Origin of the sequence: Pseudomonas sp. BCRC 81390, from assembly GCF_030341915.1 — a bacterium.
Lineage (GTDB): Bacteria > Pseudomonadota > Gammaproteobacteria > Pseudomonadales > Pseudomonadaceae > Aquipseudomonas.
In genome coordinates this window covers 275590-300836 of record NZ_JATAAG010000069.1, presented here as the reverse complement: position 1 = coordinate 300836, position 25247 = coordinate 275590, and the positions used below count along the sequence as shown (strand labels likewise).

General features: G+C 62.2%; 25 protein-coding genes. 12 read left to right on the top strand and 13 right to left on the bottom strand.

Annotated features, from left to right (window positions below; genetic code table 11):
- The 4 genes from QSV36_RS22820 to QSV36_RS22805 all read left to right on the top strand — a co-directional run.
- Positions 1-1613: VENN motif pre-toxin domain-containing protein (locus QSV36_RS22820; protein WP_289134653.1), on the top strand; the 1613-nt coding region annotated here is incomplete at its 5' end.
- Positions 1613-2125: a hypothetical protein gene (locus QSV36_RS22815; RefSeq protein ID WP_289134650.1), complete on the top strand. Its 513-nt coding sequence runs from the start codon at positions 1613-1615 to the stop codon at positions 2123-2125. The genes QSV36_RS22820 and QSV36_RS22815, both read left to right, overlap by 1 nt.
- Positions 2126-2225: 100 nt before the next feature.
- Entirely contained in the window at positions 2226-2558 is a 333-nt protein-coding gene (locus QSV36_RS22810) for a hypothetical protein (protein ID WP_289134648.1), read from the top strand.
- 340 nt (positions 2559-2898) lie between these two features.
- Positions 2899-3294, top strand: a complete 396-nt coding sequence (locus QSV36_RS22805; protein WP_289134646.1) for a hypothetical protein — start codon at positions 2899-2901, stop codon at positions 3292-3294.
- A 15-nt stretch (positions 3295-3309) separates the two neighbouring features.
- Here the strand turns inward: QSV36_RS22805 and QSV36_RS22800 are convergent, their stop codons facing one another.
- Entirely contained in the window at positions 3310-3411 is a 102-nt protein-coding gene (locus tag QSV36_RS22800; protein ID WP_289134733.1) for a SymE family type I addiction module toxin, read from the bottom strand.
- A 101-nt stretch (positions 3412-3512) separates the two neighbouring features.
- On the opposite strand from QSV36_RS22800, the gene QSV36_RS22795 reads away from it, so the two are divergent.
- Positions 3513-4166 carry a polymorphic toxin type 43 domain-containing protein gene (locus QSV36_RS22795; RefSeq protein WP_289134643.1) on the top strand — a complete coding sequence of 218 codons (654 nt, stop codon included), beginning with the start codon at positions 3513-3515 and terminating at the stop codon, positions 4164-4166.
- A gap of 52 nt (positions 4167-4218) precedes the next feature.
- Positions 4219-4593: a hypothetical protein gene (locus tag QSV36_RS22790; RefSeq protein ID WP_289134642.1), complete on the top strand. Its 375-nt coding sequence runs from the start codon at positions 4219-4221 to the stop codon at positions 4591-4593.
- A 32-nt stretch (positions 4594-4625) separates the two neighbouring features.
- On the opposite strand, the gene QSV36_RS22785 is transcribed toward QSV36_RS22790, so the two are convergent.
- Entirely contained in the window at positions 4626-4727 is a 102-nt protein-coding gene (locus QSV36_RS22785; RefSeq protein ID WP_289134730.1) for a SymE family type I addiction module toxin, read from the bottom strand.
- Positions 4728-4949: 222 nt separating this feature from the next.
- Here QSV36_RS22785 and QSV36_RS22780 point away from each other — a divergent pair, with 222 nt between their 5' ends.
- From QSV36_RS22780 to QSV36_RS22770, 3 genes are all read left to right on the top strand, one after another.
- Positions 4950-5102, top strand: coding sequence for a hypothetical protein (locus QSV36_RS22780; protein ID WP_289134640.1), 153 nt, complete (start codon positions 4950-4952; stop codon positions 5100-5102).
- A 166-nt stretch (positions 5103-5268) separates the two neighbouring features.
- A complete protein-coding gene (locus tag QSV36_RS22775) occupies positions 5269-6369 on the top strand; it encodes an efflux RND transporter periplasmic adaptor subunit (protein ID WP_289134638.1) in 1101 nt (366 codons plus the stop codon).
- Between the two features lie 6 nt (positions 6370-6375).
- The gene (locus QSV36_RS22770) at positions 6376-9441 is read left to right on the top strand and encodes an efflux RND transporter permease subunit (protein ID WP_289134636.1); all 3066 of its coding nucleotides are present in this window, start codon (positions 6376-6378) and stop codon (positions 9439-9441) included.
- Positions 9442-9567: 126 nt separating this feature from the next.
- Here QSV36_RS22770 and QSV36_RS22765 read toward each other — a convergent pair whose 3' ends face one another.
- The 3 genes from QSV36_RS22765 to plsB all read right to left on the bottom strand — a co-directional run bounded on the left by QSV36_RS22765 (position 9568) and on the right by plsB (position 13247).
- Positions 9568-10254, bottom strand: a complete 687-nt coding sequence (locus QSV36_RS22765) for a DUF4197 domain-containing protein (protein ID WP_289134635.1) — start codon at positions 10252-10254, stop codon at positions 9568-9570.
- Between the two features lie 33 nt (positions 10255-10287).
- Positions 10288-10686, bottom strand: coding sequence for a YbaY family lipoprotein (locus tag QSV36_RS22760; protein ID WP_289134633.1), 399 nt, complete (start codon positions 10684-10686; stop codon positions 10288-10290).
- A 77-nt stretch (positions 10687-10763) separates the two neighbouring features.
- A complete protein-coding gene (plsB, locus tag QSV36_RS22755; RefSeq protein WP_289134631.1) occupies positions 10764-13247 on the bottom strand; it encodes a glycerol-3-phosphate 1-O-acyltransferase PlsB in 2484 nt (827 codons plus the stop codon).
- A 231-nt stretch (positions 13248-13478) separates the two neighbouring features.
- On the opposite strand from plsB, the gene QSV36_RS22750 reads away from it, so the two are divergent.
- Positions 13479-13688 (top strand): cold-shock protein, encoded by a 210-nt coding sequence (locus tag QSV36_RS22750; RefSeq protein WP_003252255.1) that lies wholly within the window; start codon positions 13479-13481, stop codon positions 13686-13688.
- Between the two features lie 121 nt (positions 13689-13809).
- Here QSV36_RS22750 and QSV36_RS22745 read toward each other — a convergent pair whose 3' ends face one another.
- From QSV36_RS22745 to QSV36_RS22730, 4 genes are all read right to left on the bottom strand, one after another.
- A complete protein-coding gene (locus tag QSV36_RS22745; protein ID WP_186679262.1) occupies positions 13810-14184 on the bottom strand; it encodes a hypothetical protein in 375 nt (124 codons plus the stop codon).
- A 16-nt stretch (positions 14185-14200) separates the two neighbouring features.
- Positions 14201-15013, bottom strand: a complete 813-nt coding sequence (locus QSV36_RS22740) for a putative RNA methyltransferase (protein ID WP_289134629.1) — start codon at positions 15011-15013, stop codon at positions 14201-14203.
- Complete coding sequence (gene dapE, locus QSV36_RS22735; RefSeq protein WP_289134626.1) at positions 15013-16164, bottom strand: succinyl-diaminopimelate desuccinylase; 1152 nt, start codon at positions 16162-16164, stop codon at positions 15013-15015. Before dapE ends, QSV36_RS22740 begins: the two co-directional genes overlap by 1 nt.
- A gap of 187 nt (positions 16165-16351) precedes the next feature.
- Entirely contained in the window at positions 16352-18943 is a 2592-nt protein-coding gene (locus QSV36_RS22730) for a glycosyltransferase (RefSeq protein WP_289134624.1), read from the bottom strand.
- A 119-nt stretch (positions 18944-19062) separates the two neighbouring features.
- Between QSV36_RS22730 and tcdA the strand changes: the two genes are divergently transcribed.
- Entirely contained in the window at positions 19063-19872 is an 810-nt protein-coding gene (gene tcdA, locus QSV36_RS22725; protein ID WP_289134622.1) for a tRNA cyclic N6-threonylcarbamoyladenosine(37) synthase TcdA, read from the top strand.
- Positions 19873-19894: 22 nt separating this feature from the next.
- Here tcdA and QSV36_RS22720 read toward each other — a convergent pair whose 3' ends face one another.
- The 4 genes from QSV36_RS22720 to QSV36_RS22705 all read right to left on the bottom strand — a co-directional run bounded on the left by QSV36_RS22720 (position 19895) and on the right by QSV36_RS22705 (position 23020).
- Entirely contained in the window at positions 19895-20305 is a 411-nt protein-coding gene (locus tag QSV36_RS22720) for a SufE family protein (protein ID WP_289134621.1), read from the bottom strand.
- The gene (locus tag QSV36_RS22715; protein WP_289134619.1) at positions 20302-21507 is read right to left on the bottom strand and encodes a cysteine desulfurase; all 1206 of its coding nucleotides are present in this window, start codon (positions 21505-21507) and stop codon (positions 20302-20304) included. The genes QSV36_RS22720 and QSV36_RS22715 overlap by 4 nt, the downstream gene beginning before the upstream one ends.
- Before the next feature lie 99 nt (positions 21508-21606).
- Positions 21607-22641: a 2,3,4,5-tetrahydropyridine-2,6-dicarboxylate N-succinyltransferase gene (dapD, locus tag QSV36_RS22710; protein WP_289134617.1), complete on the bottom strand. Its 1035-nt coding sequence runs from the start codon at positions 22639-22641 to the stop codon at positions 21607-21609.
- 31 nt (positions 22642-22672) lie between these two features.
- Positions 22673-23020, bottom strand: a complete 348-nt coding sequence (locus tag QSV36_RS22705; protein WP_289134616.1) for an ArsC family reductase — start codon at positions 23018-23020, stop codon at positions 22673-22675.
- Between the two features lie 338 nt (positions 23021-23358).
- Here QSV36_RS22705 and QSV36_RS22700 point away from each other — a divergent pair, with 338 nt between their 5' ends.
- Positions 23359-25005, top strand: coding sequence for a Na+/H+ antiporter (locus QSV36_RS22700; protein WP_289134614.1), 1647 nt, complete (start codon positions 23359-23361; stop codon positions 25003-25005).
- The last annotated feature ends 242 nt before the right edge of the window (positions 25006-25247 follow it).

Sequence of the window (25247 nt, the reverse complement as noted above, 5' to 3'; positions counted from 1 at the left end):
GCCCGATCTTCGACAAGGAGAAGGAACAGCGGCGGCTGCAGCAGGTGCAGCTGATTGGTGAAATCGGCACACAGGTATCGGACATCGTCCGTACCGAGGGGCAGCTGAAGGCCGCCAAGGAGGCGCGTGCGGAACTTGATGCACGCGGCATCGCGGCGCCGGGTGAAGGGGCAAGCGAGGCGGCGAAAAAGGCGTACCAGGAACAACTGGTCGCCACTGAGGCTTACCAGCGCATCATGGGTAAGTACGGCACCAGTGGTGATTACCAGCGCGTGACCCAGGCCGTGACAGCGGCACTGCAAGGTCTGGCGGGCGGTGATATCGGTTCTGCGTTGGCAGGCGCATCGGCACCGTACCTCGCGCAGGCGCAGGGCAACTCGGCGGCGGCCGGTGCAGCGGGTGCGGCCGGCGGCGAGCTGGTTGCCCGCCTGATCACTCAGCAGTTGTATGGCACCAGCGACAGCAACTCGCTCAGCGAAGAACAGAAACAGACCGTATCTGCGCTGTCGACGCTGGCAGCCGGGCTTTCGGGTGGCCTGGTGGAAGGTAATAGCGCTGGGGCGGTCGCAGGTGCTGGTGCGGGGCGTAACGCGGTTGAAAACAACCTGCTGGCGAACAAGTACGGCGTTGAACGGCTGGATGCAGCCAGCCGGGCGTTGTACGAGAAGCTCAAGGCTGCTGGTATTGGCAGCATTGATGAGTTGCACGAGCGGTATAAAGCCTGTGGAGGAAATGGCAACTGCGAGGTTGGTATTCGTGATGAATACCGGCAGCAGGAGAAACAGGCTGGGGAAAAGCTTGTTGAGCTGTACCAGAGCGGCAGGCTGAGCAAAGCGGAATACGACCTTCTGGTAACGGATTACGCCCTTGCGATGATGAGGGGGGTAGTGGACGCGCAGAAGAGCGACGCCGACGCGAGCTTCCTTGATGTCTATGCGCTGTCGGGCAGCGACTGGTCGCCAATGGGCGTTGTTGCCAATCCGTATGTGAAGAAGATCAGAGCGAGTGAGCTGATTGCGGAATGGAGAAGGCAAGGGTTAAGTGAGGAGGCAATCATTGAGCGGGCACGTCAGGATGGCTTGCTCGGCTCGACTTTGGCGCCGGTGGATGTGCCAGGGATCATCAGCCTTGTCGATAAAGGTGCTTCGCGGGATGATTTGGTAAAATTGGCGGCGGTGCTGATACTAGGCAAAGCTACCAGCGGTGTAAAAGGGACAGGCGAAGCTGTTATACAGGTTCCTGGCCGAGTACAGTCTCGTATAAATATCGCCAGTGGCCGCACGGAAATGACTCCTCTCCGTGATAACGGCAACCCAGTCTCTGCGGGGTTTGACCATGTTATAGATGGGCACTTCAACAGAGAAATCTCTAACTCGCGCTCCGTGTTTACCATCGCTCCGGATGAGCTAAAAGGGATTCTTCAGAGCAGATCTGTCGTAAAGTCTCCTGTTACAGCTCTGCCAGATGGTCAATTTGTTAGGACGGTTGATGTAGGTCGGGCCATTGGCACTACTACGCTGAAGGATGGTGGTGCTCCCACCTCAATGATAAGGGTGTTCACCGATAAAGCGGGGAACTTGATAACAGCTTTCCCAGTTAAGGCAGGCAATTGATGCGCGCACTTCCTACGAATATATGGCAGCAATTTCAGTTCGCAGTAGCTGCTTTGAGTGATGAGGCACCTTTGAGAGAAGTTCTTGAGGTGGTGCTGTCCTGGATTAGAGGAAATAGTAAATATCTTGCTGTTGAGCCGTTTTCTATCTATGGGTTTGATGAAGTTGCGAAGATAGATGAAGAGGCGATGCCGGTTGAGTATTCATCATTTAAAATGAGTGATCTAATAAATTTTAAGAGTGTTGTTCAGAGGCGTCAGGCTAGAGATGTTGAGGCTATTGCAAGGTTTTTGCGTGATACGGTTGAGGAGCTGGTGACTATTGAAGTTGACCAGCAATGCCCGAAGTGCGGATCGGAAGGGATGCGAATTTTCGTGGGTAGGCATAATGGATTATTGGCTTGCCAGTGCAATGTGTGTGGATACGCCTACTATTCGGATGGTTCTAGGGTTGAGGTTGGTGGGTTAGAGTTTGCGCGTGAAAGGCAGTTGCGAGAGCTTGGTCTGATTTAGTGGTCCAAAAGCAATTTCATCCGTCAAGCATTACTGTGACATATCAGATAGGTTCGGAACGCCCAATAAGATAAACTTTTGTCAATTCTCCGGGTGGGATATGAGTGTGGATGATGAAATATATCAAGGCATTGGTGAGGTTTTGGTTGCGATCTCTCCTGCTGATGCCGAAGTGGTACTGGTAGAGGCCGAACTTTCTCCGGAGGGGGATCACTGTAAGTTGTTATTTGATTATGTTGATCCTTCTGGAGCCAAGCAGTGGTTTTTGCCAAGTGGCGCGAAGGCGGACAGTGATTTGCTTGAGCTTTTTGTTCGGCTTAGAAGTTTCTTCGAGTCAAATGGGCTTTATGCAGAAGGTAAGCCTTGGAAAGGCTGCGTTGTGGAACTCTGTTTGCGCAGCATGAAAATAAAGATCGACTTTAAGTATGAATGACTAACCTGGATTTCTGTCCCGCTTGAATAAATATAGCCCCGACACTGCTGGGGCTATTTATTTGTAAACGGTCCATTAATCCTAGATTTAAAGCGCTTGCCTGATCTCCGATGCTGTACTCCCGATTTCTTTCTGAAGTTTGCCGACCATATGCGATCCGACGGCAAGTCGAAAAAGGTACCTCTATCCCAAGCCCATCGTCCAAGCTGACTCTCTTTTCCAAACTAATTCAGCGTTTAGGGAAGGCTAATTAAAACTGATGATTATTACTCCTAAGCAATATATAACAGCAAGGCTGTGGAGTGAATTCCTTCATCACTATGCCGCCCGGGACAAATTGATGACTATTTTATTTTGGCTTGAAAAACTCAAGAAATCATTCGCTTCCACCGGTCTGGATTATGAAGACCTCTACGAGCTAATAGAGGCATCTATAGAGAGGGGGAGGACCAATTTTCCGGCGTTTATCTATGAGGCTTCGAAGGGTTTCGGCTTCTCTGTGGGCGAAGGGTATTTCTATTCTCTTGATCAGGATTGGGATGACCCTGAAGAATTTAATGAGGTTAGTTTCTTTTTGGGGGAGGTGGGGACCTCAAGTATTCCTGTGTTCGATTATGTTTTTTTAATGAAAATTGCGGCCGATGTTTATTCTGAGTTCTTCCCTGAAGAGAGGGGTGGTGTTTTAAATTCGGCTAAAAGATTAAAAGAGCGTTACTCAAAGAAATCCCCGGTCTAGCCGGGGCTATATATTTTACTCAGCAGTAATCACAAAACAGCCTAGCATCACCTTGATGCGTATCCGTTCGTTGACCTCGAACCCGGTTCGTTGCAGCCAGTAGCCGCGTAGCTTGATGCCGAGGATAATTCGACCCTGCTGTGGGTCGGTTCACCGCGCGGCGGACAGCAGTCGGCGGCGATGGTGCCGAAACGTTCAGTTCTGGGCGTGACTGGCCTATGATCGGCCTTAGCCATGCGCTGTCGGGCAGCGACTGGTCGCCTATGGGCGTTGTTGCCAATCCGTATGTGAAGAAGATCAGAGCGAGTGAGCTGATTGCGGAATGGCGAAGGCAAGGGTTAACTGAGGATGCAATCATTGAGCGGGCACGTCAGGATGACTTGCTCGGCTCGACTTTGGCGCCGGTGGATGTGCCAGGGATCATAAGCCTTGTCGATAAAGGTGCTTCGCGGGATGATGTAGTAAAATTGGCGGCGGTGGTGATACTAGGCAAAGCTACCAGCGGTGTAAAAGGAACTGCGAATTTACCTGCTGCGACCCCGAAGGGCTCTGGCCCTGCACCGGGCGTTTTAGGCTTGGAACCTGGCTCACTATCTTCTAAAGCCATTCATAACTATTACGCCAGCACTAAAACTGGCTCTATAGAGTTCGTCTTTGATACTAAGACGCAAACCTTTGTTGTTGGTAAGCCGACTGACTTCCGCCCAGGTATGTCTCCTCATCAGCAGCTTGTAGACTCAATTAAAGCCTCTGATAGTACTGTGGTTGGCGGTATGTTTAGGTGCGGGAAGAACGGAAAGTTTATGACTAACGAGTTTAGTGGCCATTATTGGAAGGACTGGACGCCAGAAGTTCTTAGTTTGTTTGAGTAGACTACGGGTAAGTAGGGAATAAAGGTTGAGCATAGGCCAGGGATTTGACCAGATGGAATACATATTGCAAAATGGCCTTAAATTGTCTCGTGACGCGAGTGGTGAATGGCGGATAGCGGGAGCGAGTCAATCTTTCTCCTTTAAAGTAGCTGAGGATTTCTGGAGGGTCGTTAGCTTGCTTGAAATACCCTACAAGAAAGCCAGATCAATACTTGGGGATGAATTTGCTTATCCAAGTGTAATTTTGGCGGGTTTGGATAGCAAATCTGAGTATTGGATTGGTTTGGCTTTATCCTGGGTCGGTCAGGGAGGGTTCTATGCGGATAGGGCGGTTGTTATAAAGCTGCGCGAGCTAATTGAGGCTGATCAGCTTTCGCAAGTTGATAGAAGTAGTGCCAAATCATTTATTTCAAAAGGCGTGATATAAAAAATCCCTCGGTACTGCCGGGGGGGTTGTTTTCACTCCGCCGTAATCACCAAACAGCCCTGCATGACCCTGATGCGTATCCGTTCGTTGATCTCGAACCCGGCCCGTTGCAGCCAGTAGCCGCGTAGCTTGATGCCGGGGATGACCCTATCGCCGACGTGGAGTATCTGACACCCTCGACACCGGCCTTGCGCCGGTGTTTTTGCACCCTATCTGCCCCCTTTTTGTCGCCTTCTTGCACCCTTCCTACACCCCGTTAGCACTCAAGTTGCACCCTTTCTGTACTCTTTCTGTACCCCAGCCTGACGACTTTCGGTCTACCTAGCCAATACGCCCTTTGCGATGATGAGGGGGTAGTGGATGCGCAGAAGAGCGACGCCGACGCGAGCTTCCTTGATGTCTATGCGCTGTCGGGCAGCGACTGGTCGCCTATGGGCGTTGTTGCCAATCCGTATGTGAAGGCGAGCAGAGCGAGTGAGCTGTTTGCGGAGTGGAGAAGGCAAGGGTAAGTGAGGAGGGAATCATTGAGCGGGCCGGGCCGCGCTGGTTGAACTCGACGACCTGCCGGGAGTGACGTGATTTTTTCTTGACGCCCTGGCTTCCCGGCTTCGGTTCGCTGATTTAATATACTAGCCAGTATAAATATTCCGACGTGCACTCGCGAAAGGATTCATCATGTTGCGCCATGCGTTGTCCATCGCCCTGTCCACGGCCGCCGTGCTGTTCCTGGCAGCCTGCAGCCAGGAAGCCGCCCCACCTGCCGCGCCACGCCCGGCGCTGGTGGTGCAACCGCAGCCGGCCGAAGCCGCTGCCGACAGTTACCCCGGCGAAGTGCGGGCGCGCTTCGAGCCGGAGCTGGCCTTCCGCATCGCTGGCAAGGTCAGCAAGCGCCTGGTCGAAGAAGGGCAGCGGGTCAAGGCGGAGCAGCCGCTGGCCGAGCTCGACCCCCAGGATGTACGTCTGCAACTGGAAGCCAACCGTGCCCAGCTGGCGGCGGCCGAGGCCAACCTGTCGCTGGTGCGTGCCGAGCGCGATCGCTACCAGAAACTGCTGGACCGGCAGATGGTCAGCCGTTCGCAGTACGACAACGCCGAAAACCTCTACCGCGCCGGGCTGGCCCGCCTCAAGCAGGCCAAGGCCGAGTTCGACGTCGCCGGCAACCAGGCCGAATATGCCGTGCTGCGTGCGCCGCAGGCCGGGGTGATTGCCAAGCGCCAAGTGGAGGTGGGCCAGGTGGTTGCGGCCGGGCAAACCGTGTTCACCCTCGCTGCCGATGGCGAACGGGAAGTGCTGATCGGCCTGCCGGAGCAGCAGTTCGCCCGCTTCGCCGTGGGCCAGCCGGTCAGCGTGGAGCTGTGGTCGCACCCACAGGAGCGCTTTCAGGGGCGCATCCGCGAGCTGTCACCGGCCGCCGATCCGCGTTCGCGCACCTTCGCTGCACGTATCGCCTTCACCTCCGCTGCGACGCCGGCGGAACTGGGCCAGAGCGCCCGGGTATTCATTGCCCATGAAGGGCTGATCCCGTTGGCAGTGCCGCTGTCCGCAGTTACTGCAGAGAACGGTCAGGCGTATGTCTGGCGGGTCAACCAGGACAGCCGCCTGGAGCGGGCGGTAGTGCGCCTGGGGGCCTACGGGGCCGACAGCGTGCCGGTGCTCGAAGGCCTCGAGGCGGGGGACTGGATAGTGGCCGCCGGCGGCCACGTGTTGCGCGAGGGCCAGGAAGTACGCCCCGTGGACCGCACCAACCGTGTAGTGAACCTGACGGTCAAGGAGTAAGTCCCGATGGGTTTCAACCTTTCTGCCTGGGCGCTGCGCAACCGCCAGATCGTCCTGTTCCTGATGATTCTGCTAGCGGCCATTGGCGCGATGTCCTACACCAAGCTCGGCCAGAGCGAAGACCCGCCGTTCACCTTCAAGGCCATGGTCATCCGCACCTTGTGGCCGGGCGCCAGCGCGGAGGAAGTGTCGCGCCAGGTCACCGAGCGCATCGAGAAGAAACTGATGGAAACCGGCGAGTACGAAAGGATCGTCTCGTTCTCTCGTCCCGGCGAATCGCAGGTCACCTTCATGGCCCGCGACTCGCTGCATTCCAAGGACATCCCCGAGCTGTGGTACCAGATCCGCAAGAAGGTCGCGGACATCCGCCACACCCTGCCGCCGGAGATCCAGGGCCCGTTCTTCAACGACGAGTTCGGCACCACCTTCGGCAACATCTATGCGCTGACCGGGCAAGGCTTCGACTATGCCGTGCTCAAGGACTATGCCGACCGTATCCAGATCCAGCTGCAGCGGGTCAAGGACGTGGGCAAGGTCGAGCTGGTCGGCCTGCAGGACGAGAAAATCTGGATCGAGCTGTCCAACCTCAAGCTGGCCACCCTTGGCGTGCCGATGGAGGCCGTGCAGCAGGCGCTGCAGGAGCAGAACGCGGTCAGCACCGCCGGCTTCTTCGAAACGCCCAGTGAGCGCCTGCAACTGCGCGTGAGCGGGCGTTTCGGCAGCGTCGAGCAGATCCGCCAGTTCCCCATCCGGGTGGGTGACCGGACCTTCCGTATCGGTGACGTCGCCGAGGTGCACCGGGGCTTCAACGACCCGCCCGCACCGCGCATGCGCTTCATGGGCGAGGATGCCATCGGCCTGGCGGTGTCGATGAAGGACGGTGGCGATATCCTGGTGCTCGGCAAGGCGCTGGAAGCCGAGTTCGAACGCCTGGCGCGCAGCCTGCCGGCCGGCATGGAGCTGCGCAAGGTTTCCGACCAGCCGGCGGCGGTCAAGGCTGGCGTGGGCGAATTCATCCAGGTGCTGGTCGAGGCGCTGGTCATCGTGCTGCTGGTGAGCTTCTTCTCGCTGGGCCTGCGCACCGGCCTGGTGGTGGCGCTGGCCATCCCGCTGGTGCTGGCCATGACCTTTGCCGCCATGCACTACTTCGGTATCGGCCTGCACAAGATCTCCCTTGGCGCGCTGGTGCTGGCGCTGGGCCTGCTGGTGGATGACGCGATCATTGCCGTGGAAATGATGGCGATCAAGATGGAGCAGGGCTATGACCGGCTCAAAGCGGCCAGCCATGCCTGGAGCAGCACCGCCTTCCCGATGCTCACCGGCACCCTGATCACCGCAGCCGGCTTCCTGCCAATTGCCACGGCAGCTTCCAGCACCGGCGAATACACCCGCTCGATCTTCCAGGTCGTGACCATCGCCTTGCTCACCTCCTGGGTGGCCGCCGTGGTATTCGTGCCTTACCTGGGCGAGCGCCTGCTGCCCGACCTGGCCAGGTTGCATGCCGCGCGGCACGGCAACGACGGCCACGCGCCAGACCCTTACGCTACGCCGTTCTACCAGCGCGTGCGGCGCCTGGTGGAATGGTGTGTACGGCGGCGCAAGACCGTCATCCTGCTGACCGTGGCCGCCTTTGTCGGCAGTATCCTGCTGTTCCGCTTCGTGCCGCAGCAGTTCTTCCCGGCCTCCGGGCGCCCGGAGCTGATGGTCGACCTGAAGCTGGCCGAAGGTGCCTCGCTGGCCAACACTGCCGAGCGGGTCAAGCAGCTGGAAGCGCTGCTCAAGCAGCAGGACGGCATCGACAATTATGTGGCCTACGTGGGTACCGGCTCGCCGCGTTTCTACCTGCCGCTGGACCAGCAACTGCCGGCGGCCAGCTTCGCCCAGTTCGTGGTGCTGGCCAAATCGATGGAAGACCGCGAGCGCCTGCGCAGCTGGCTGATCAGCACCGTCGACCAGCAGTTCCCCGACTTGCGCGCCCGGGTCACTCGCCTGGAAAACGGCCCGCCCGTGGGCTACCCGGTACAGTTCCGGGTGACCGGCGAGCACATCGAGAAAGTCCGTGCGCTGGCTCGCGCAGTGGCCGACAAGGTGCGCGAGAACCCGCATGTGGTGAATGTGCACCTGGATTGGGAGGAACCGAGCAAGGCGGTATTCCTGGAAATCGACCAGGACCGTGCGCGAGCCCTGGGCGTGAGTACCGCGCAACTGGCGGGCTTCCTGCAAAGCTCGCTGACCGGTAGCACGGTCAGCCAGTACCGCGAGGACAACGAACTGATCGAGATCCTGCTGCGCGGCACCCGCCAGGAACGCAACGAGCTGGGCAACCTCGGCAGCCTGGCGTTACCCACCGACAATGGCCAGAGCGTGGCGTTGTCGCAGGTAGCAACCTTGGAGTACGGCTTCGAGGAAGGCATCATCTGGCACCGCAATCGCTTGCCGACGGTGACCGTGCGCGCCGATATCTACGAAAAGGAGCAGCCGGCCACGCTGGTGAAGCAGATCGAGCCGACCCTGGAAGAGATTCGCGCCAACCTGCCTGACGGCTACCTGCTGGAGGTGGGGGGCACGGTGGAAGACTCCGAGCGCGGGCAGAAGTCGGTGAATGCCGGCATGCCGCTGTTCGTGGTGGTGGTGCTGAGCCTGCTGATGATTCAGCTGCGCAGCTTCTCGCGCACGGTGATGGTGTTCCTCACCGCGCCGCTAGGGCTGATTGGCGTAACCCTGTTCCTGCTGGTGTTCCGTCAACCGTTCGGCTTTGTCGCCATGCTCGGCACCATTGCCCTGGCCGGGATGATCATGCGCAACTCGGTGATCCTGGTGGACCAGATCGAGCAGGACATCGCGGCAGGCCTGGACCGTTGGCAGGCGATCATCGAGGCCACGGTGCGGCGTTTCCGGCCGATCGTGCTGACCGCACTGGCGGCGGTGCTGGCGATGATCCCGTTGTCGCGCAGTGTGTTCTACGGGCCGATGGCGGTGGCGATCATGGGCGGCTTGATCGTGGCGACGGTGTTGACCTTGCTGTTCCTGCCGGCGTTGTATGCGGCGTGGTTCAGGGTGAAGAAGGGCTGAAAGTCGCAAGGGAGGGCTTCGCCCTCCTTTCGCGATACATGGCCGCCCCCAGGTCAGGCATTGCCCTTGGGAGGTGTGCAGGCGCGGCCTTGTGCCGCGATGGGCTGCAAGGCAGCCCATCGGCCATCACAGCGCGCCAAACACCTTCTTGGCCAGGCTGGTAGCCGCTTCAGCCGGGTTCTGGCGAATGCTCTGCTCCTGCTTGGCGATCATTTCGAACAGGCCATCCAGCGCTTTCTCGGTCACGTAGTTCTCGATATTGGCGTCGTTCTTGACCAGCCCCAGGCCTTTGGCCTGGGCCGCGAAGGCATTGTACTGCTGGGCCAGGCCAACCTTGTCGGTGGCCTGCTTGACGATCGGCAGGAACCTGGCGCGGATCTGCTCGCGGCTGCTCCTGTTCAGGTACTGGGTCGCCGAATCGTCACCACCGCTGAGGATGCCCTTGGCATCGGTCACGCTCATGTTCTTGACGGCATCCACCAGAATCGCCTGCGCCTGCGGCACGGCAGCCTCGGCGGCTTTGTTCATGCTGGTTTCCAGGGCTTCGACCTGTTCACCCTTGCCGAACATCTTCATCGCCTTGGCGGCCTTGCCCAGGTTGCCCGGCAGCTCGATACGCACGTTCGGGTCGTTGCTGAAGCCACCCGGGGCGCTCAGCTGCTTGACGGCCAGTTGCGCGCCCTGGGTCAGGGCATCCTTCAGGCCGCCGGTGGCGTCTTTCTGGCTCAGGTCGCCCAGCGACAGGGCCAGTGCACTGGCCGACAGCAGCAGGCCGGCGCACAGGGTGGTGAAACGCAGGGTGGTGCGGAACATGAAGCTTTCCTTGTAGACAGATGAATACGGGTATCAGCGGACCGGTTCGACCTTTATCCGAACGGGCTGCGGGTCGTTGCCGTCAAGCCTGACGCCATGCTGTTCGGTGTTGATGAACAGCAGCCTGCCATCCAGTTCGATGCGCGCGCTGACCGCATAGCGGTGGCCGGGCTTGACCTGGGACGGGTCGTAGGCGAGGTGGAAGGGCAGCGGTACGTTGCCTTTGACCGGGCCGGCCTGGCGTGCCAGGACCACCGCCGGGGCGTCCATCAGCGACACATCCTGCAGCTCCACACTGAGGGTGGCGTTTGCTGGCAGGGCGCTGCGCTGCAGATAGAAGACTTCGCCATCCAGGCTGGCCTGGCTGGGCGAGGTATGGCTGGAACAGGCTGCGAGCAGGGATGCGCAACACAGCATAAAGAGCTTTTTCATGGCGTCTCCGTTTTCCTTGGGGCTGGCTTGTGGCCAACCCCAGGGACTTTAGCGGATTTTGCCGGCTGCTGAACCCTTTACAGGGAACTTTCCAGGCCGTCATCGCGGTGCAGTGCCACCTGACGGATCGACAGGCGCAACTCGGCCGACAACACCCGCTTGGCCACGCCTTCGGCCACCTCGCCGAGCTTGTCGTGGTAGCCCAGCTTGCCTTGGCTGTCGGGCTGCAGCACGCCCTGCTCGAGCAAGGTCTGGATGAAGTGGCGGAACAGCGTCTTGTCGAAGAACTCCGGGGCGTTCAGGCCATGCAGGATCGACAGGCGCTGGGCCATCATCACGCACAGGTCTTCCAGCGCTTCGGCGCTGAGGCTGTGCTGCCCGCTGTTGAGCAGCAGCGAGGTAGCCATGTAGAAGCGCTGCAGGGTCTGGGTGATGGTGCGGGCGAGCAGGGTCAGCAGGACGAACTGCCGTGAACTGGGCGCGGGGCGGATATACAGGTCCTGGTCCTGGCGCAGCAGGCCCTGTTCGACCAGTGCGGCCAGCCACTGGTCGATCACTTCGTCCAGCTGCTCCGGTGTCCAGCGCAGGAACAGTTCAGCCTGCAGGTAGGGGTACAGTGCGTGCACATACTGGCCCAGCAGTTCACGGCTCAGGCGTGAGCTACTGAGGAAGAAGCTGGCCAGCAGGGCTGGCAGGGCGAAGATGTGCAGCACGTTGTTGCGGTAATAGGTCATCAGCACCGCGTTGCCTTCATCCAGGTACAGGATGCGACCCAGGGCATCCTTCTGCTCGGCCACCAGGTTCATGCTGCGCACGTGTTCAATCAACGCCTGGCCGTCGCCCTCGGGCAGGGTGGTATGCGGTGAGTAGGGCACCTGACGCAGCAAGGCCAGGTACAGGTCGAGCACGCGGGTCAGGGCGCGTTCGTCCAGGGCCAGGCGGCTGGTCGACAGCAGTGCCAGGGCCACCAGGTTGACCGGGTTGATTGCCGCTGCCTCGTTGAGGTGACGGGCCACGGTTTCGCCCAGGCGGGTGGTGGTAGCATTGAGCCAGTCCGGGCGATACTGCGGGCCGTGGTCCTGCTCCCGCCAACCAGGCTGCTGCTGATCGAGAAAACCGGCCAGGCGGATCGGTTCGCCGAAGTTGACGTAGACCTGGCCAAAGCGCTGCTTGAGTGCGCCGAACACCTTGAAGATGTCGAAGATCGACTCCTTCTTCTTGCTGGCCCCACGCAGCTCGCCCAGGTAGGTCCGGCCTTCGAGCACGCGCTCGTAGCCGATGTACACCGGCACGAAGACGATCGGCGTGCGCGACGAGCGCAGGAAGCTGCGCAGGGTGATAGCCAGCATGCCAGTACGCGGTTGCAGCATGCGCCCGGTACGCGAACGGCCACCCTCGACGAAGTACTCAACCGGGAAGCCCTTGGTGTAGAGGGTGTGCAGGTACTCGTTGAACACCGCGGTATACAGCGGGTTGCCCTTGAAGGTGCGGCGCATGAAGAAGGCACCGCCACGTCGCAGCAGGTTACCTACCAGCGGCATGTTCAGGTTGATGCCTGCGGCCACATGCGGCGGGGTAAGGCCGTTGCGGAACAGCAGGTACGACAGCAGCAGGTAGTCGATGTGGCTGCGGTGGCACGGCACGTAGATCACTTCGTTGCCGGGGGCGATGCCTTGCACCTGCTCGATGTGGTTGACCTTGATGCCGTCGTAGATCTTGTGCCAGAACCAGCTGAGTACCACTTCGAGGAAGCGGATGGCGGTGTAGGTGTAGTCCGAGGCGATCTCGTTGCCATAGCGCAGCGCCTGCGCTTCGGCCTTGGCCAGCGGCAGGTTCTCGCGCTGCGCCTCGTCGAGGATGGCCTGGCGCACCTGCGGCGCATGGATCAGGCCTTTGACCAGCGTGCGCCGGTGCGAGATGTCCGGGCCGATGACGGCGGTCTTGAGGTTGCGAAAATGCACGCGCATCAGGCGCTGGGCCATGCGCACGGTACGTTCGTGGCCCTTGTTGTGCTGCACCAGTTCGCGCAGGTGGATCGGCGCCGAGAACTGCACGCGGGTCTTGCGCCCCAGCACCAGCACGGTCAGTAGCCGGCGCAGGCGCCCGGTCACTGCCCAGCTGTCGGCGAACAGCAGCTTCCACGGGCTGGACTCACTGGCCGGGGTCTGGCCCCAGAACACACTGACCGGGATGATCTGCGCGTCCTCTTCGGCATGCTGGCTGATGGCGGTTACCAGGCGCTCCAGGGTGGGGGGCGCGCCACGCTTGTCGTGGCGGCCGAGCCAGTCCGGGTCCGGGGTCAGGTAGAAGAATGCAGCCGGTTCGTGCAGTGGGCCCACCGCCACCGGCAGCACCGGGCGCGGCAGCCCCGCCTTGGTGCATTCGTGGTCGAGCACGGCCAGGTCGGTGAGTGCGGGCGAGGGCAGCGCATAGAACACCGGGCGGCTGCGGTCGAGCTTGAGGGTGAGGGAGGACTGGTTGATGGTTTCGGAGCGCACCCACAGGTACAACAGGCGACGCAGGGCGCCGAAGATCAGGCGGCGCAGGGGGGAACGGGTCATGGGGTGTGTGCCCTGGGTGTGAAGTTCAGTGGTTATCTGGCCAATTAGTCTGCCGTATCCGCGCAAGTTCAGCAAAAATCGCCGAACGGCGCGACGGTCATCAAATTTTTTTGTTCTGTGTCATATACTCGGCCTGCCACTTGCAGGATATTTGCGCAAGCGGCGTCGGCACGTGGCGGAGGCCTCGTGTCTACAAGGCGATCTTCACAATAAAAATCCGGAGTAGTTCAGATGTCGTCTCGTGAGACTGGGAATGTAAAGTGGTTCAATGATGCCAAGGGTTATGGCTTCATTCAGCGCGAAGGTGGTGCGGATGTGTTCGTCCACTATCGGGCGATTCGCGGTGAGGGGCATCGTACCCTGGTCGAAGGGCAGCGGGTCGAATACGCCTGCGTGCAGGGCCAGAAAGGCCTGCAAGCCGAAGACGTAGTAGGGCTCTGAGCCTCATGCTGTAAGGCTTGTTGTGGGAGCTGGCTTGCCGGCGATTACCGGCAAGGCCGGTGCCAGGTACCGTGTTGCCTGCATCGGCGGCAAGCCTGGCTCCCACAGGAATACCCTGTGTTCAGGTACGCCAGGTGATCTCCTCTTCACCGTCGGCACTGATGCGGATCCAGCGGTCGGCATCCTCTTCCCCGTCTTCTTCCACCCAGCCACCCGGCGCGCAGCGCACTTCCACACCCAGTGCGGCGAAAGCGGCGCGGGCGCAGGCAACATCGTCGGCCCAGGGCGTCTGGTCGCTTTCCAGGTAAAGGCTGTTCCATTTCCCTACAGCTTTGGGTAACCAGGTGACCGGAATGTTACCGGCCTGGCATTTGAAGGTCTGGCCTTTCTGCTGCCACTCGCTGCACGGGCCGATCGCCTGGGCAAGCCACTCGGCAATCTGCTTGTGGTCGACGTCGGCGTCCTTCAGGTAGATCTCGATATCAGGTTGGCGCATAAGGGCTCCGGTGTGCTCAGTCTTGGCGCAGGAAATAGTCATAACGCATGGAAACCGTGACTTCGAACGGCTCGGCCTGGTCGATGACCCGGGCACGCTTTTCGGCACTGGCGCGCCAGCCGTGCGGGGTCATGGCCAGCAGGTCGGCGCGGGCCTTGGGCGCGACCAGGCTCAGGCGAAACTCGAGGGTTTCGCTGTGGGCATGGGCCATGCCTTCGGGGACCAGCGCCAGGTGCTTGTCGTCGGCGTAAGGGCGTACCTCATCGTAGAGCACTTCGCGCAGTTCCATCAGGTGGCCGCTGGTGGGGCCGACCCGCATCAGGCCGCCGCCGGGGCTGAGCAGGCGCTTGGCCTCGGCCCAGTCGAGCGGGCTGAACACGCTGGCAATGAACTGGCAGCTGGCGTCGGCCAGCGGCACCCGGGCCATGCTGGCCACCATCCAGGTGACCTCGGGCGCGCGGCGGCAGGCACGCTTGACCGCCTCGCGGGAGATGTCCAGGGCATAGCCTTCGGCGGCCGGCACGGCCTGGGCGAGCTGTGCGGTGTAGTAACCCTCGCCGCAACCGATGTCCAGCCAGGCAGAGGGCTGGCGCTCGGCGGCCAGTTCGGCCAGGCGGCGGGCCACCGGGGCGTAGTGGCCGGCATCAAGGAAATCGCGACGAGCCTCGACCATGGCCTGGTTGTCACCCGGGTCGCGGCTGTTCTTGTGCTGCACCGGCAACAGGTTCAGGTAACCCTGGCGGGCGCGGTCGAAGCGGTGCCCGGCCGGGCACACCACGCCGTTGTCGAGCCGGCTCAGCGGCGCTTGGCAAAGGGGGCAGGCGAGCATCAGGCGAGCAACCGGACCAGGGTCTGGTAGTAGATTTCGGTCAGCAGGTCGAGGTCGCTGGCCAGGATCCGCTCGTCAACCTGGTGGATGGTGGCGTTGACCGGGCCGAGTTCGACCACCTGGGTGCCCATGGTGGCGATGAAGCGGCCATCGGAGGTACCACCGCTGGTGGACGGCTGGGTGTCGCGGCCGGTGACGCCCTTGATGCTGGCCGAAACCGCGTCCAGCAGCTCGCCGGGTTCGGTGAGGAACGGCAGGCCCGACAGCGCCCAGTCGATCGACCAGTCCAGTTGATGCTTGTCGAGAATGGTCGCCACCCGCGCCTGCAGGCCGTCGACGGTGGACTCGGTGGAGAAGCGGAAGTTGAACAGCGCGGTCAGTTCGCCCGGGACCACGTTGGTGGCACCGGTGCCAGCATTGAGGTTGGAGATCTGGAAGCTGGTCGGCGGGAAGAACGCATTGCCTTCGTCCCAGTGCTCGGCAGCCAGTTCGGCCAGGGCCGGGGCCGCCAGGTGGATCGGGTTGCGCGCCAGGTGCGGGTAGGCCACGTGGCCCTGCTTGCCGCGCACGGTCAGCTTGGCGCCCAGCGAGCCACGGCGGCCGTTCTTGACCACGTCACCGAGCAGGGTGGTGCTGGATGGCTCGCCGACGATGCACCAGTCCAGGCGTTCGTTGCGTGCTTTCAGGCGCTCCACCACCGCCTTTGTTCCGTGGTGGGCCGGGCCTTCCTCGTCGCTGGTGATCAGGAACGCGACCTTGCCCCGGTGGTTCGGGTAGTCCTGCACGAAGCGCTCGCTGGCAATCACCATGGAGGCCAGGCTGCCTTTCATGTCGGCGGCACCACGGCCGCAAAGCATGCCGTCGGCGTCGATCAGCGCCTTGAACGGTTCATGCTGCCATTGCTGCACCGGGCCGGTGGGCACCACGTCGGTGTGGCCGGCGAAGCACAGCACCGGGCCATCCTGAGTGCCGTGGGTGGCCCAGAAGTTGTCGACGTCCTCGATGCGCATCGGTTCCAGCTGGAAGCCCACGGCGCCCAGGCGGTTCATCATCTGCGCCTGGCAGTCGGCGTCGACGGGGGTGACCGAGGGGCGACGGATCAGGTCGCAGGCCAGTTGAAGGGTGGGCGAAAGCTCGGCTGGGGCCGTCATGGGGGACTCCGGGGCAAGGCAAGGCGAGGAAATCTGAGGGGCGTTATCTTATATCAAACGGTTTCAGGCGGCACGGCCCATTCGCGGGCACGCCCGCTCCCCGGGTACTGCACAGCTCTGATTGCCCGCGACGGACCTGTGGGAGCGGGCATGCCCGCGAATGGGCTGCAAAGCAGCCCCCGCATTCTCAAGCCTGCTGCGGCTCGGCGGCTTTTTCCCCCGGCTTGGGCAACGACGACAGGAACGCCATCACCAAGGCCGCCACATAAGGCAACGATTGCACCAGCAACATCGCCACCCAGAAACGCATGTCCGAACTCGGCAGCCCCTGCACCAGATAGATGCCCAGTGCCGCACCCCAAAGCAGCAACATGATGAACAGCTCTTCACGGGCCTCGGAAATCGCCACCAGCAAGCCATGGCTGTCGGCGTTCTTCGGCGTGCGGAAGAACGGCATGCTACTGGTGAAGAAGCCGTACAGCACCGCCTTGGCGATGGTGTGCGACAACGCCAGACCGGCCAGCGCCGCGGCAAAGGCGTCCTTCAGGTTCACCCCCACTGCGCGCCGGTAGAGAAAGATGATCTTGCCGACCTTGAAGAAGAACAGCGCCAGCGGTGGAATGGCGAAGATCATCAGTGGCGGGTCGACCCGGTGGGGCACGATGATCATCGCCGCCGACCACAGCAGCGCGCCGACGGTGAAGAAGATGTTCATGCCATCGGCGATCCATGGCAGCCAGCCGGCCAGGAAGTGGTAGCGCTGGCCACGGGTCAGCTCGCTGCCCTTGCCGCGCAGCAGCGCGCTGGCGTGGTGCTTGATGATCTGGATGGCGCCATAGGCCCAGCGGAAACGCTGCTTCTTGAAGTCGATGAAAGTGTCAGGCATCAGGCCCTTGCCGTAGCTGTTGTGGGCGTAGGCCGCCGACAGGCCCTTCTCGAACACGCGCAGGCCCAGCTCGGCGTCCTCGCAGATGCACCACTCGGCCCAGCCCAGTTCTTCCAGCACGCTGCGCCGGGTCATGGTCATGGTGCCGTGCTGGATGATCGCGTCACGGTCGTTGCGGGTGACCATGCCGATGTGGAAGAAGCCCTTGTACTCGCTGTAGCAGAGCTTCTTGAAGGCGCTTTCGTGCTGGTCGCGGTAGTCCTGCGGCGACTGCACCACGGCGATTTTCGGGTCGGCGAAGTGCGGCACCATGTGCTTGAGCCAGTTGCGGTCGACGCAGTAGTCCGAGTCGATCACCGCAATCACTTCGGCGTCCTTGGCGGTATGCGGGATCAGGTAGTTCAGCGCGCCGCCCTTGAAGCCGGCCAATGGCGCGACGTGGAAGAACCTGAAGCGTTCGCCGAGCTTCTCGCAATGGGCCTTGAGCGGCTCCCACACGGCCGGGTCCTTGGTGTTGTTGTCGATCACCAGCACCTCGTAGTCGGGGTAGTCCAGTGCGGCCAGGGCGTCGAGGGTCTGCTTGACCATTTCTGGCGGCTCGTTGTAGCACGGCACATGCACCGACACCTTGGGCCGGTAGGCGCTGTCGGCCTGCACCGGCAGGAATTCGCGGCGGCGCTTGTGTATCCATACTGCCTCGGCCAGTTCGTGGGCCTCGGTGAGCAGGACGATGAACACCCCCAGCGCGCCAAGGGCCAGCAGCACGCCCACGGTCAGGCTGAACCAGGTGCTGTATTGCTGGCTGTAGTCGTAGGCGATCCACACCAGGACCGACCCGCACAGGAACGTGATGAAGGTCAGGAAGGTGCGGCCACGCTGGCGCAGGGCAGAGCCGTCGATGAACAGCACCGTCAGCGCAATCAGGGCCAGGACCACCGAGGCCACTGCCAGGGCACGCCATTGCGGGATCGCCACCACCGGGCCGTCGAAGTTGAATTTCTGCTGGCGCTCGGCGTTGTACACGCCCCAGTAGGCGCCTACAGACCCTTCGTCACTGGCTTTCCAGGGCTGGTCATAGGCTTCGATGACGAAGTAGTTGTAACCACGGCGGTTGAGGGTGTTGACCAGGGTGCGCAGGTAGATGGCCTGGTCGGCTTGGGTGGCATCGGCACCACCGCGCATGCGGCCGTTGCTCGGCCAGCCGACCTCCGACAGCAGCAGCGGCTTGCGCGGGAACTGGTGTTTCAGTTCGCGGGCCCGGTCGAGGACGAATGCGACCGAATCCTGCATCGGCACGAACTCCCAGTACGGCAAAATGTGCGCGGCGATCAGGTCGACGTGCTTAGCCAGCTGCGGGTTTTCTTTCCAGATGTGCCACTGCTCGCTGGTGGTCACCGGTACCTTCACCGCTGCACGTACCCGGTCCAGGTACTGGATCAGGTTTTCCGGGGTGACCTCCTCGCGGAACAGCGCCTCGTTGCCGACCACCACCCGGACCACGCTGCGCGAGGTGTTGGCCAGCTGGATGGCGGTGGCAATCTCGCGCTCGTTGCGTTCCAGGTCGGGGCTGATCCAGATGCCCAGCGTGACCCGCAGGCCGAACTCCTCGGCCAGCCGCGGAATATCGGCCTGGGTGCCTTCCACCGTATAGGTACGGATGCTGTCGGTCAGTTTGCTCAACTGCTCCAGGTCCTGGCGCATCTCGTCATCAGTGGGGTACTGGCCTTTTTGTGGGCTTTCCCCCAGGCGGAATGGCGAATACGAGAAGCCGGAGATCTGCTCGGGCCAGGCAGGCGCGGAAACCGGGCGATTGATCAGCGCCCAGAACCCGGTGAACAACGCGGCGATGGCCAGGACCACAACCAGGTTCAGGCCGAATTTACGAGAAGACATTGTCGTCCATTTGTGTCGAAGTGATAGGACATTAAAGCAGGGTTGGTAGGCTCTTTCCTAACGATGCAGGTCATGGGCCCGCTGGCATATAATGCGCGCCGGTTTTTTGGGGTATGAGCATGAGCACAGAAGATCCACGCTTCGCCGGCGTTGCCCGGCTATATGGCGACCAAGGCTTGCAGCGCCTGGCCCAGGCCCATGTGGCCGTGGTCGGTATTGGCGGGGTTGGCTCGTGGGCGGCCGAAGCGCTGGCCCGTAGTGGCGTGGGCGAGATCACCCTGTTCGACCTCGACGACGTCTGCGTCAGCAATACCAACCGCCAGGCCCACGCCCTGGAAGGGCAGGTGGGGCGGCCCAAGGTCGAGGTCATGGCCGAGCGCCTGCGCGCGATCAACCCGGCCTGCACGGTGCATGCGGTAGCCGACTTCGTCACCCGTGACACCATGGTCGAGTACATCAGCGAAAACCTCGACTGCGTGATCGACTGCATCGACAGCGTCATGGCCAAGGCCGCGTTGATTGCCTGGTGCCGCCGGCGCAAGATCGCCATTGTTACTACCGGTGGCGCTGGTGGGCAGATCGACCCGACGCAGATCCAGATCGCCGACCTGAACAAGACCTTCAACGACCCGCTGGCTTCGCGGGTGCGTTCCACCCTGCGCCGCGACTACAACTTCTCGCGCAACGTCAGCCGCAATTATGGCGTGCCGTGCGTGTTTTCCAGTGAGCAACTGCGCTATCCCAAGGGGGATGGCAGTGTATGCCTGCAGAAGAGTTTTGTCGGTGAAGGCGTGCGCCTGGACTGCTCGGGTGGTTTTGGCGCGGTGATGATGGTGACCGCGACCTTTGGCATGGTGGCGGCGAGCAAGGCGGTGGAAAAGCTGGTGGCGGGGGCGCGACGGCCTTCAGAGCGGGTCAAGCCTGAATAGACCGCGAAGAAGCCAGCGCGATTCAACGGTTGGACGCCAGCTCCGCCATCCGCTGCAACACTGCATGCAACCCATTGCTGCGCGACGGCGACAGCTGGCGCTCCAGGCCCAGTTGGGTAAACCACTCACGCAGATCAAGCGCGGCCAGCTCTGCACTGGCCAACCCCTGCACCCGCACCAGCAGCAACGCCAGCAGCCCGCGCAGCAAACGTGCATCGCTGCTGGCCTTGAACCGCCACGCACCTTCGACTTGCTCGGCCACCAGCCACACCAGGCTTTCACAGCCATGCACCCGGTTGGCCTCGGTCTTTTCAGCCTCAGCCAAGGGCTCCAGACGCTCGCCCCATTGCATCAGCAAGCGTGCACGCTGTTCCCAGCCCTTGCTTTGCGCAAACGCCTCCAGCGCCTGGCAGGCGTGTATCGGCAGGTTCATCGCAACAGCTCCAGGCCTTGATCCAGCGCGTCGAAGAAGCGCTGCAGGTCATCGCTGTCGTTGTACAGCCCCAGCGACACGCGGATGGCGCCCTCCAGCCCCAACCCCTTGAGCAGCGGCATGGCGCAGTGGTGCCCGGCACGCACGGCAATACCCTGCTCGGTCAGCAGGTGGGCAATGTCAGCGTTGTGCACGCCTTCGATGACGAAACTGGCCAGGGCGGCCTGTGGTGCGCCAAGGATGCGTACACCATCGCGGTCGCCCAGGCCACGCAGCAACTGCTGGTGCAGGCTCGTCTCATGGGCTTCGACCGCCCGGGCATCGAGGCTGGCCAGGTAGTCCAGGGTCGCGCCCAGGCCGATCACCCCGGCGATCGGCGGCGTTCCGGCCTCGAAACCCAGCGGCGCGGGGCGGAAGCTGGCGCTTTGGTAGTCGGCCAGTTGCACCATCTCGCCGCCGAACTGCCAGTGGCGCAGCAATTCCAGTGCCTGGCTGCGGCCGTACAGCACGCCGACGCCTTCCGGGCCGTACAGCTTGTGGCTGGAGAACACATAGAAGTCGCAACCCAGCTGCTGTACATCATGTCGCCCATGCACCACCCCCTGGGCACCGTCGACCACGGTCAGCGCGCCTTGCGCGCGGGCATGGGCCAGCAGCGCCGGCAGCGGCTGCCAGGTACCCAGCACGTTGGACAGCTGGCTTACCGCCAGTACCCGGGTGCGTGGCCCGATCAGTTGCAGTGCCTGGTCCAGGTCGATGCGGCCATGGGCGTCCAGCGGCAGTACCACCAGACGCAGCTTGCGCCGCTGCGCCAACTGCTGCCAGGGCAGCAGGTTGGCGTGGTGCTCCAGGGCGCTGACGGCAATTTCATCCCCGGCCTCGAAACGCTGTTCCAGGCCATAGGCCAGCAGGTTCAGCGCCGACGTGGCACCGTGGGTGAAGACGATCTGTCGTGATTCTGCCGCATTGAGCCAGGCGGCGACCTTGTCGCGGCTGGTTTCGAAAGCCTGGGTTGCGAGTGCGCCGGGCAAATGCTGGGCACGGTGCACGTTGGCAGCGCCATGGCCGTAGTAATGGCTCAGGGCATCGAGCAGGGCTTGCGGCTTCTGGGTGGTGGCGGCGCTGTCCAGGTAGGTCTGGTGCTGCCGTTGCAGGGCGGCGATCGCGGGGAAATCGGCACGCCAGGGGGAGGGCTGGAACATGGTCGCGGGGCCTGGAAGAAAATCGGGTCTGGCGTGGTGCCAGACCCGATCTTAGCATTTCAAGCGCTGAGAATCCGCTGCTGCAGGGCTGCAGGGTTCTCAGTTGTGCGCGTGCAGCGCCTCGTTCAGCTCGATCGCCGACTTGTGGGTCTTGCACTCCACCGCACCGTTCAGCGAGTTGCGGCGGAACAGCAGGTCGGTCTGGCCGGCCAGGTCGCGGGCCTTGACCACTTTGACCAGCTGGTTGTTCTCGTCCAGCAGGTTCACCTTGGTGCCAGCGGTGATGTACAGGCCGGCCTCGACGGTATTGCGGTCGCCCAGCGGGATACCGATACCGGCGTTGGCGCCGATCAGGCAGCCTTCGCCAACCTTGATGACGATGTTGCCGCCACCGGACAGGGTGCCCATGGTCGAGCAGCCGCCGCCCAGGTCGGAACCTTTGCCGACGAACACGCCAGCGGAAACGCGGCCTTCGATCATGCCCGGGCCTTCGGTGCCGGCGTTAAAGTTGACGAAGCCTTCGTGCATGATGGTGGTGCCTTCGCCGATGTAGGCGCCCAGGCGCACACGGGCGGTGTCGGCGATACGCACGCCGGCCGGGACCACGTAGTCGGTCATTTTCGGGAACTTGTCCACCGAGAACACTTCCAGCAGCTCGCCCTTCAGGCGCGCTTCCAGTTGCAGCTCGGCCAGTTCGGCCAGGTCGACTGCGCCCTGGTTGGTCCAGGCCACGTTCGGCAGCAGCGGGAAGATGCCGGCCAGGCTTACACCGTGCGGCTTGACCAGGCGGTGCGACAGCAGGTGCAGCTTGAGGTAGGCCTCCGGAGTCGAGCTCAGTGCAGCGTCTTCGGCCAGCAGGGTGGCGACCAGCGGCTTGTGGCTCTCGGCCAGGCGGGTCAGCAGGGCGGCCTGGGCGGCGTCGACGCCTTTCACCGCTTCGGCCAGTTGTGCGGCCTGGGCAGTGCTGAAGGCGATGGCCTGATTGCCACCTGCGTAGCCGAGCAGCGGCGCTACGGCAGCGACCAGTTCGGCGCTCGGGTTGAGCAGTGGTTGTGCGTAGAACACTTCCAGCCAGGCGCCCTGGCGGTTCTGGGAGCCGACACCGAAGGCCAGGCTGAACAGGGTATTGGACATGTGATTACCTCGTGCGAAATAGGGTAGGGGCTCAGGCCAGGGCAGCGGCGTACAGGTCGGGCTTGAAACCGACCAGGGTGCGGGTGCCCAGGTCCAGCACCGGGCGCTTGATCATCGACGGCTGGGCCAGCATCAGTTCGACGGCCCTGGCCTGGTCGAGGTCGGCCTTGCTGGCGTCGTCCAGCTTGCGGAACGTGGTGCCGGCACGGTTGAGGATGACTTCCCAGCCGTGTTCGTCGCACCAGCGGTTCAGGCTGTCACGGTCGATGCCTTGGGTCTTGTAATCGTGGAATTCGTAGGCGACGGCTTTTTCGTCGAGCCAGGTACGCGCTTTTTTCATGGTGTCGCAGGCTTTGATGCCGTAGAGCGTGTAGGTCATTATGTGCATTGAGGCCACAGGCTGCCTCAATTTCTCCGTGTTCGAATGTCAGTCGCGGGATTATGCGGGAACCATCCTTTGAGCGCCACGGGGTGGAGCATGCCTTGGGGGGTTGTAGCACCTGTGGGATTGAGCGCCGCTCGCGCGGCGCTCGATCTCGCGGGCACCGCAGACCCAAGGCATGCGCTCCAGCCCCGCGTCTCATCATGTTACATATTCATCCCCCACCTGCGACTATCGTGCAGCGGCCTCGCCTCACGCTACCCCGCTAACATATTGTTTCAATGGCGCGCTTTCGCCCCGCTGTCGATTCTGGTTCATAAAGGAAGCCCTACCGGATGCAGTCCGCTTATACCGTCCTCATCCTGCTTACGCTGGTCAGCGTGTCGAAGCTGGTCGGCCGCCTGATCCCGCTGCCCTTGCCGTTGGTGCAGATTGCCGCCGGTGCCTTGCTGGCCTGGCCGACGCTGGGCCTGCATGTGGCCCTGGACCCTGAACTGTTCCTGTTCCTGTTCCTGCCGCCCTTGCTGTTCGCCGACGGTTGGCGCATTCCCAAGCGCGAGCTGTGGCGCATCCGTGGCCCAGTAGTGGCGTTGGCCGTTGGGCTGGTGCTGTTCACCGTGGTCGGGGCCGGTTATTTCATCCACTGGTTGCTGCCTGGCATTCCGCTGCCGGTGGCCTTCGCCCTGGCGGCAGTGTTGTCGCCGACCGACGCCGTGGCGGTGTCGGCCATTGCCCAGGACCGCCTGCCCACCCCGCTGATGCACATGCTGCAAGGCGAGGCCCTGATGAACGATGCGTCCGGCCTGGTGACCTTCAAGTTCGCCCTGGCGGCAGCGATCACCGGGGTGTTCTCGTTGGCCGATGCCAGCTTCAGCTTCGTCCTGGTCGCCCTGGGCGGCCTTGCCGTGGGTGTCGCCCTGAGCTGGCTGATCGGCCGCCTGCGGGCGTGGATGATCGCCCGCGGCTGGGACGACCCGGCCACCCACGTGGTGTTCATGTTGCTCCTGCCGTTCGCCGCCTACGTACTGGCCGAGCGCCTGGGCGTGTCGGGCATTCTCTCCGCGGTAGCGGCCGGCATGATGCAGAGCTGGCTCGACCTGCTGCCCCGGCAGACCAGCACCCGCCTGCTCAACCGCAGTGTCTGGTCGCTGCTGGAGTTCGCTTTCAATGGCCTGATCTTCCTCCTGCTGGGCCTGCAATTGCCCGACATCATCAAGGCCGTGGTCAGCCACGAAGCCAGCGTCTGGCCGACCCTCGCCTGGCGTTGCCTGGATGTGGTGGCAATCTTTGCCGCGTTGATCCTGCTGCGTTTCATCTGGGTGCAGAGCATCTGGCGCTCGATCGGGGTGGTGCGACGCTGGCGCGGCAAGCCGGCGTTGGTCCTGATGCCCACGGCGCGCTCCTGCTGGCTGCTGACCCTGGGCGGTGTACGCGGAGCAGTCACCCTGGCCGGTGTCATGTCGATTCCGCTGTTGATAGGCGCGGACAAGGTGTTTCCAGAGCGTGACTTGCTGATCTTCATCGCCGCCGGAGTGATTCTGCTGTCGCTGATTACCGCCTGTATCTGCCTGCCGCTGCTGCTGCGCGGGGTGACCAAGAGCCCGGACGAGCGCTTGCACCAGGAAGTGCAGGAGGCCTGGCGGCGTACTGCCGAGGCGGCGATCCATGCTCTGGAGGCAGAAGAGGTGATCGACAGCAATGCGCCGCAGGATGCCGCGCAGGCGACCTTGGCCACCGAGCTCAAGGCGCGCCTGATGGCGGAATACCGGGATGAACTGGACAGCTACAACGACAGCGCCGAGGCCAAGGCCCTGGCGCAACAGATGGACCTGCTGGAGCGGCGCCTGCGCCTGCGCGCGCTGCGGGCGCAGCGGTTGGAGCTGTACGACCTGCATCGTCAGCATCTGGTAGGTGACGAGGTGGTGCGGCAGGTGCTGGGCGAGCTGGACTTGAGCGAGGCGAACCTGGGGCCGGTCAAGTAGATCTGCTGATGCCATTCGCGGGGCAAGCCCGCTCCCACAGGTCCCCACCGACCTCAGATGCATGGAGAACCTGTAGGAGCGGGCTTGCCCCGCGAATGGGGCGCAAAGCGCCCCCAATCCCAGGTCCCCATCAACCTCAGATGCATGGAGAACCTGTAGGAGCGGGCTTGCCCCGCGAATGGGGCGCAAAGCGCCCCCAATCCCAGGTCCCCATCAACCTCAGATGCATGGAGAACCTGTAG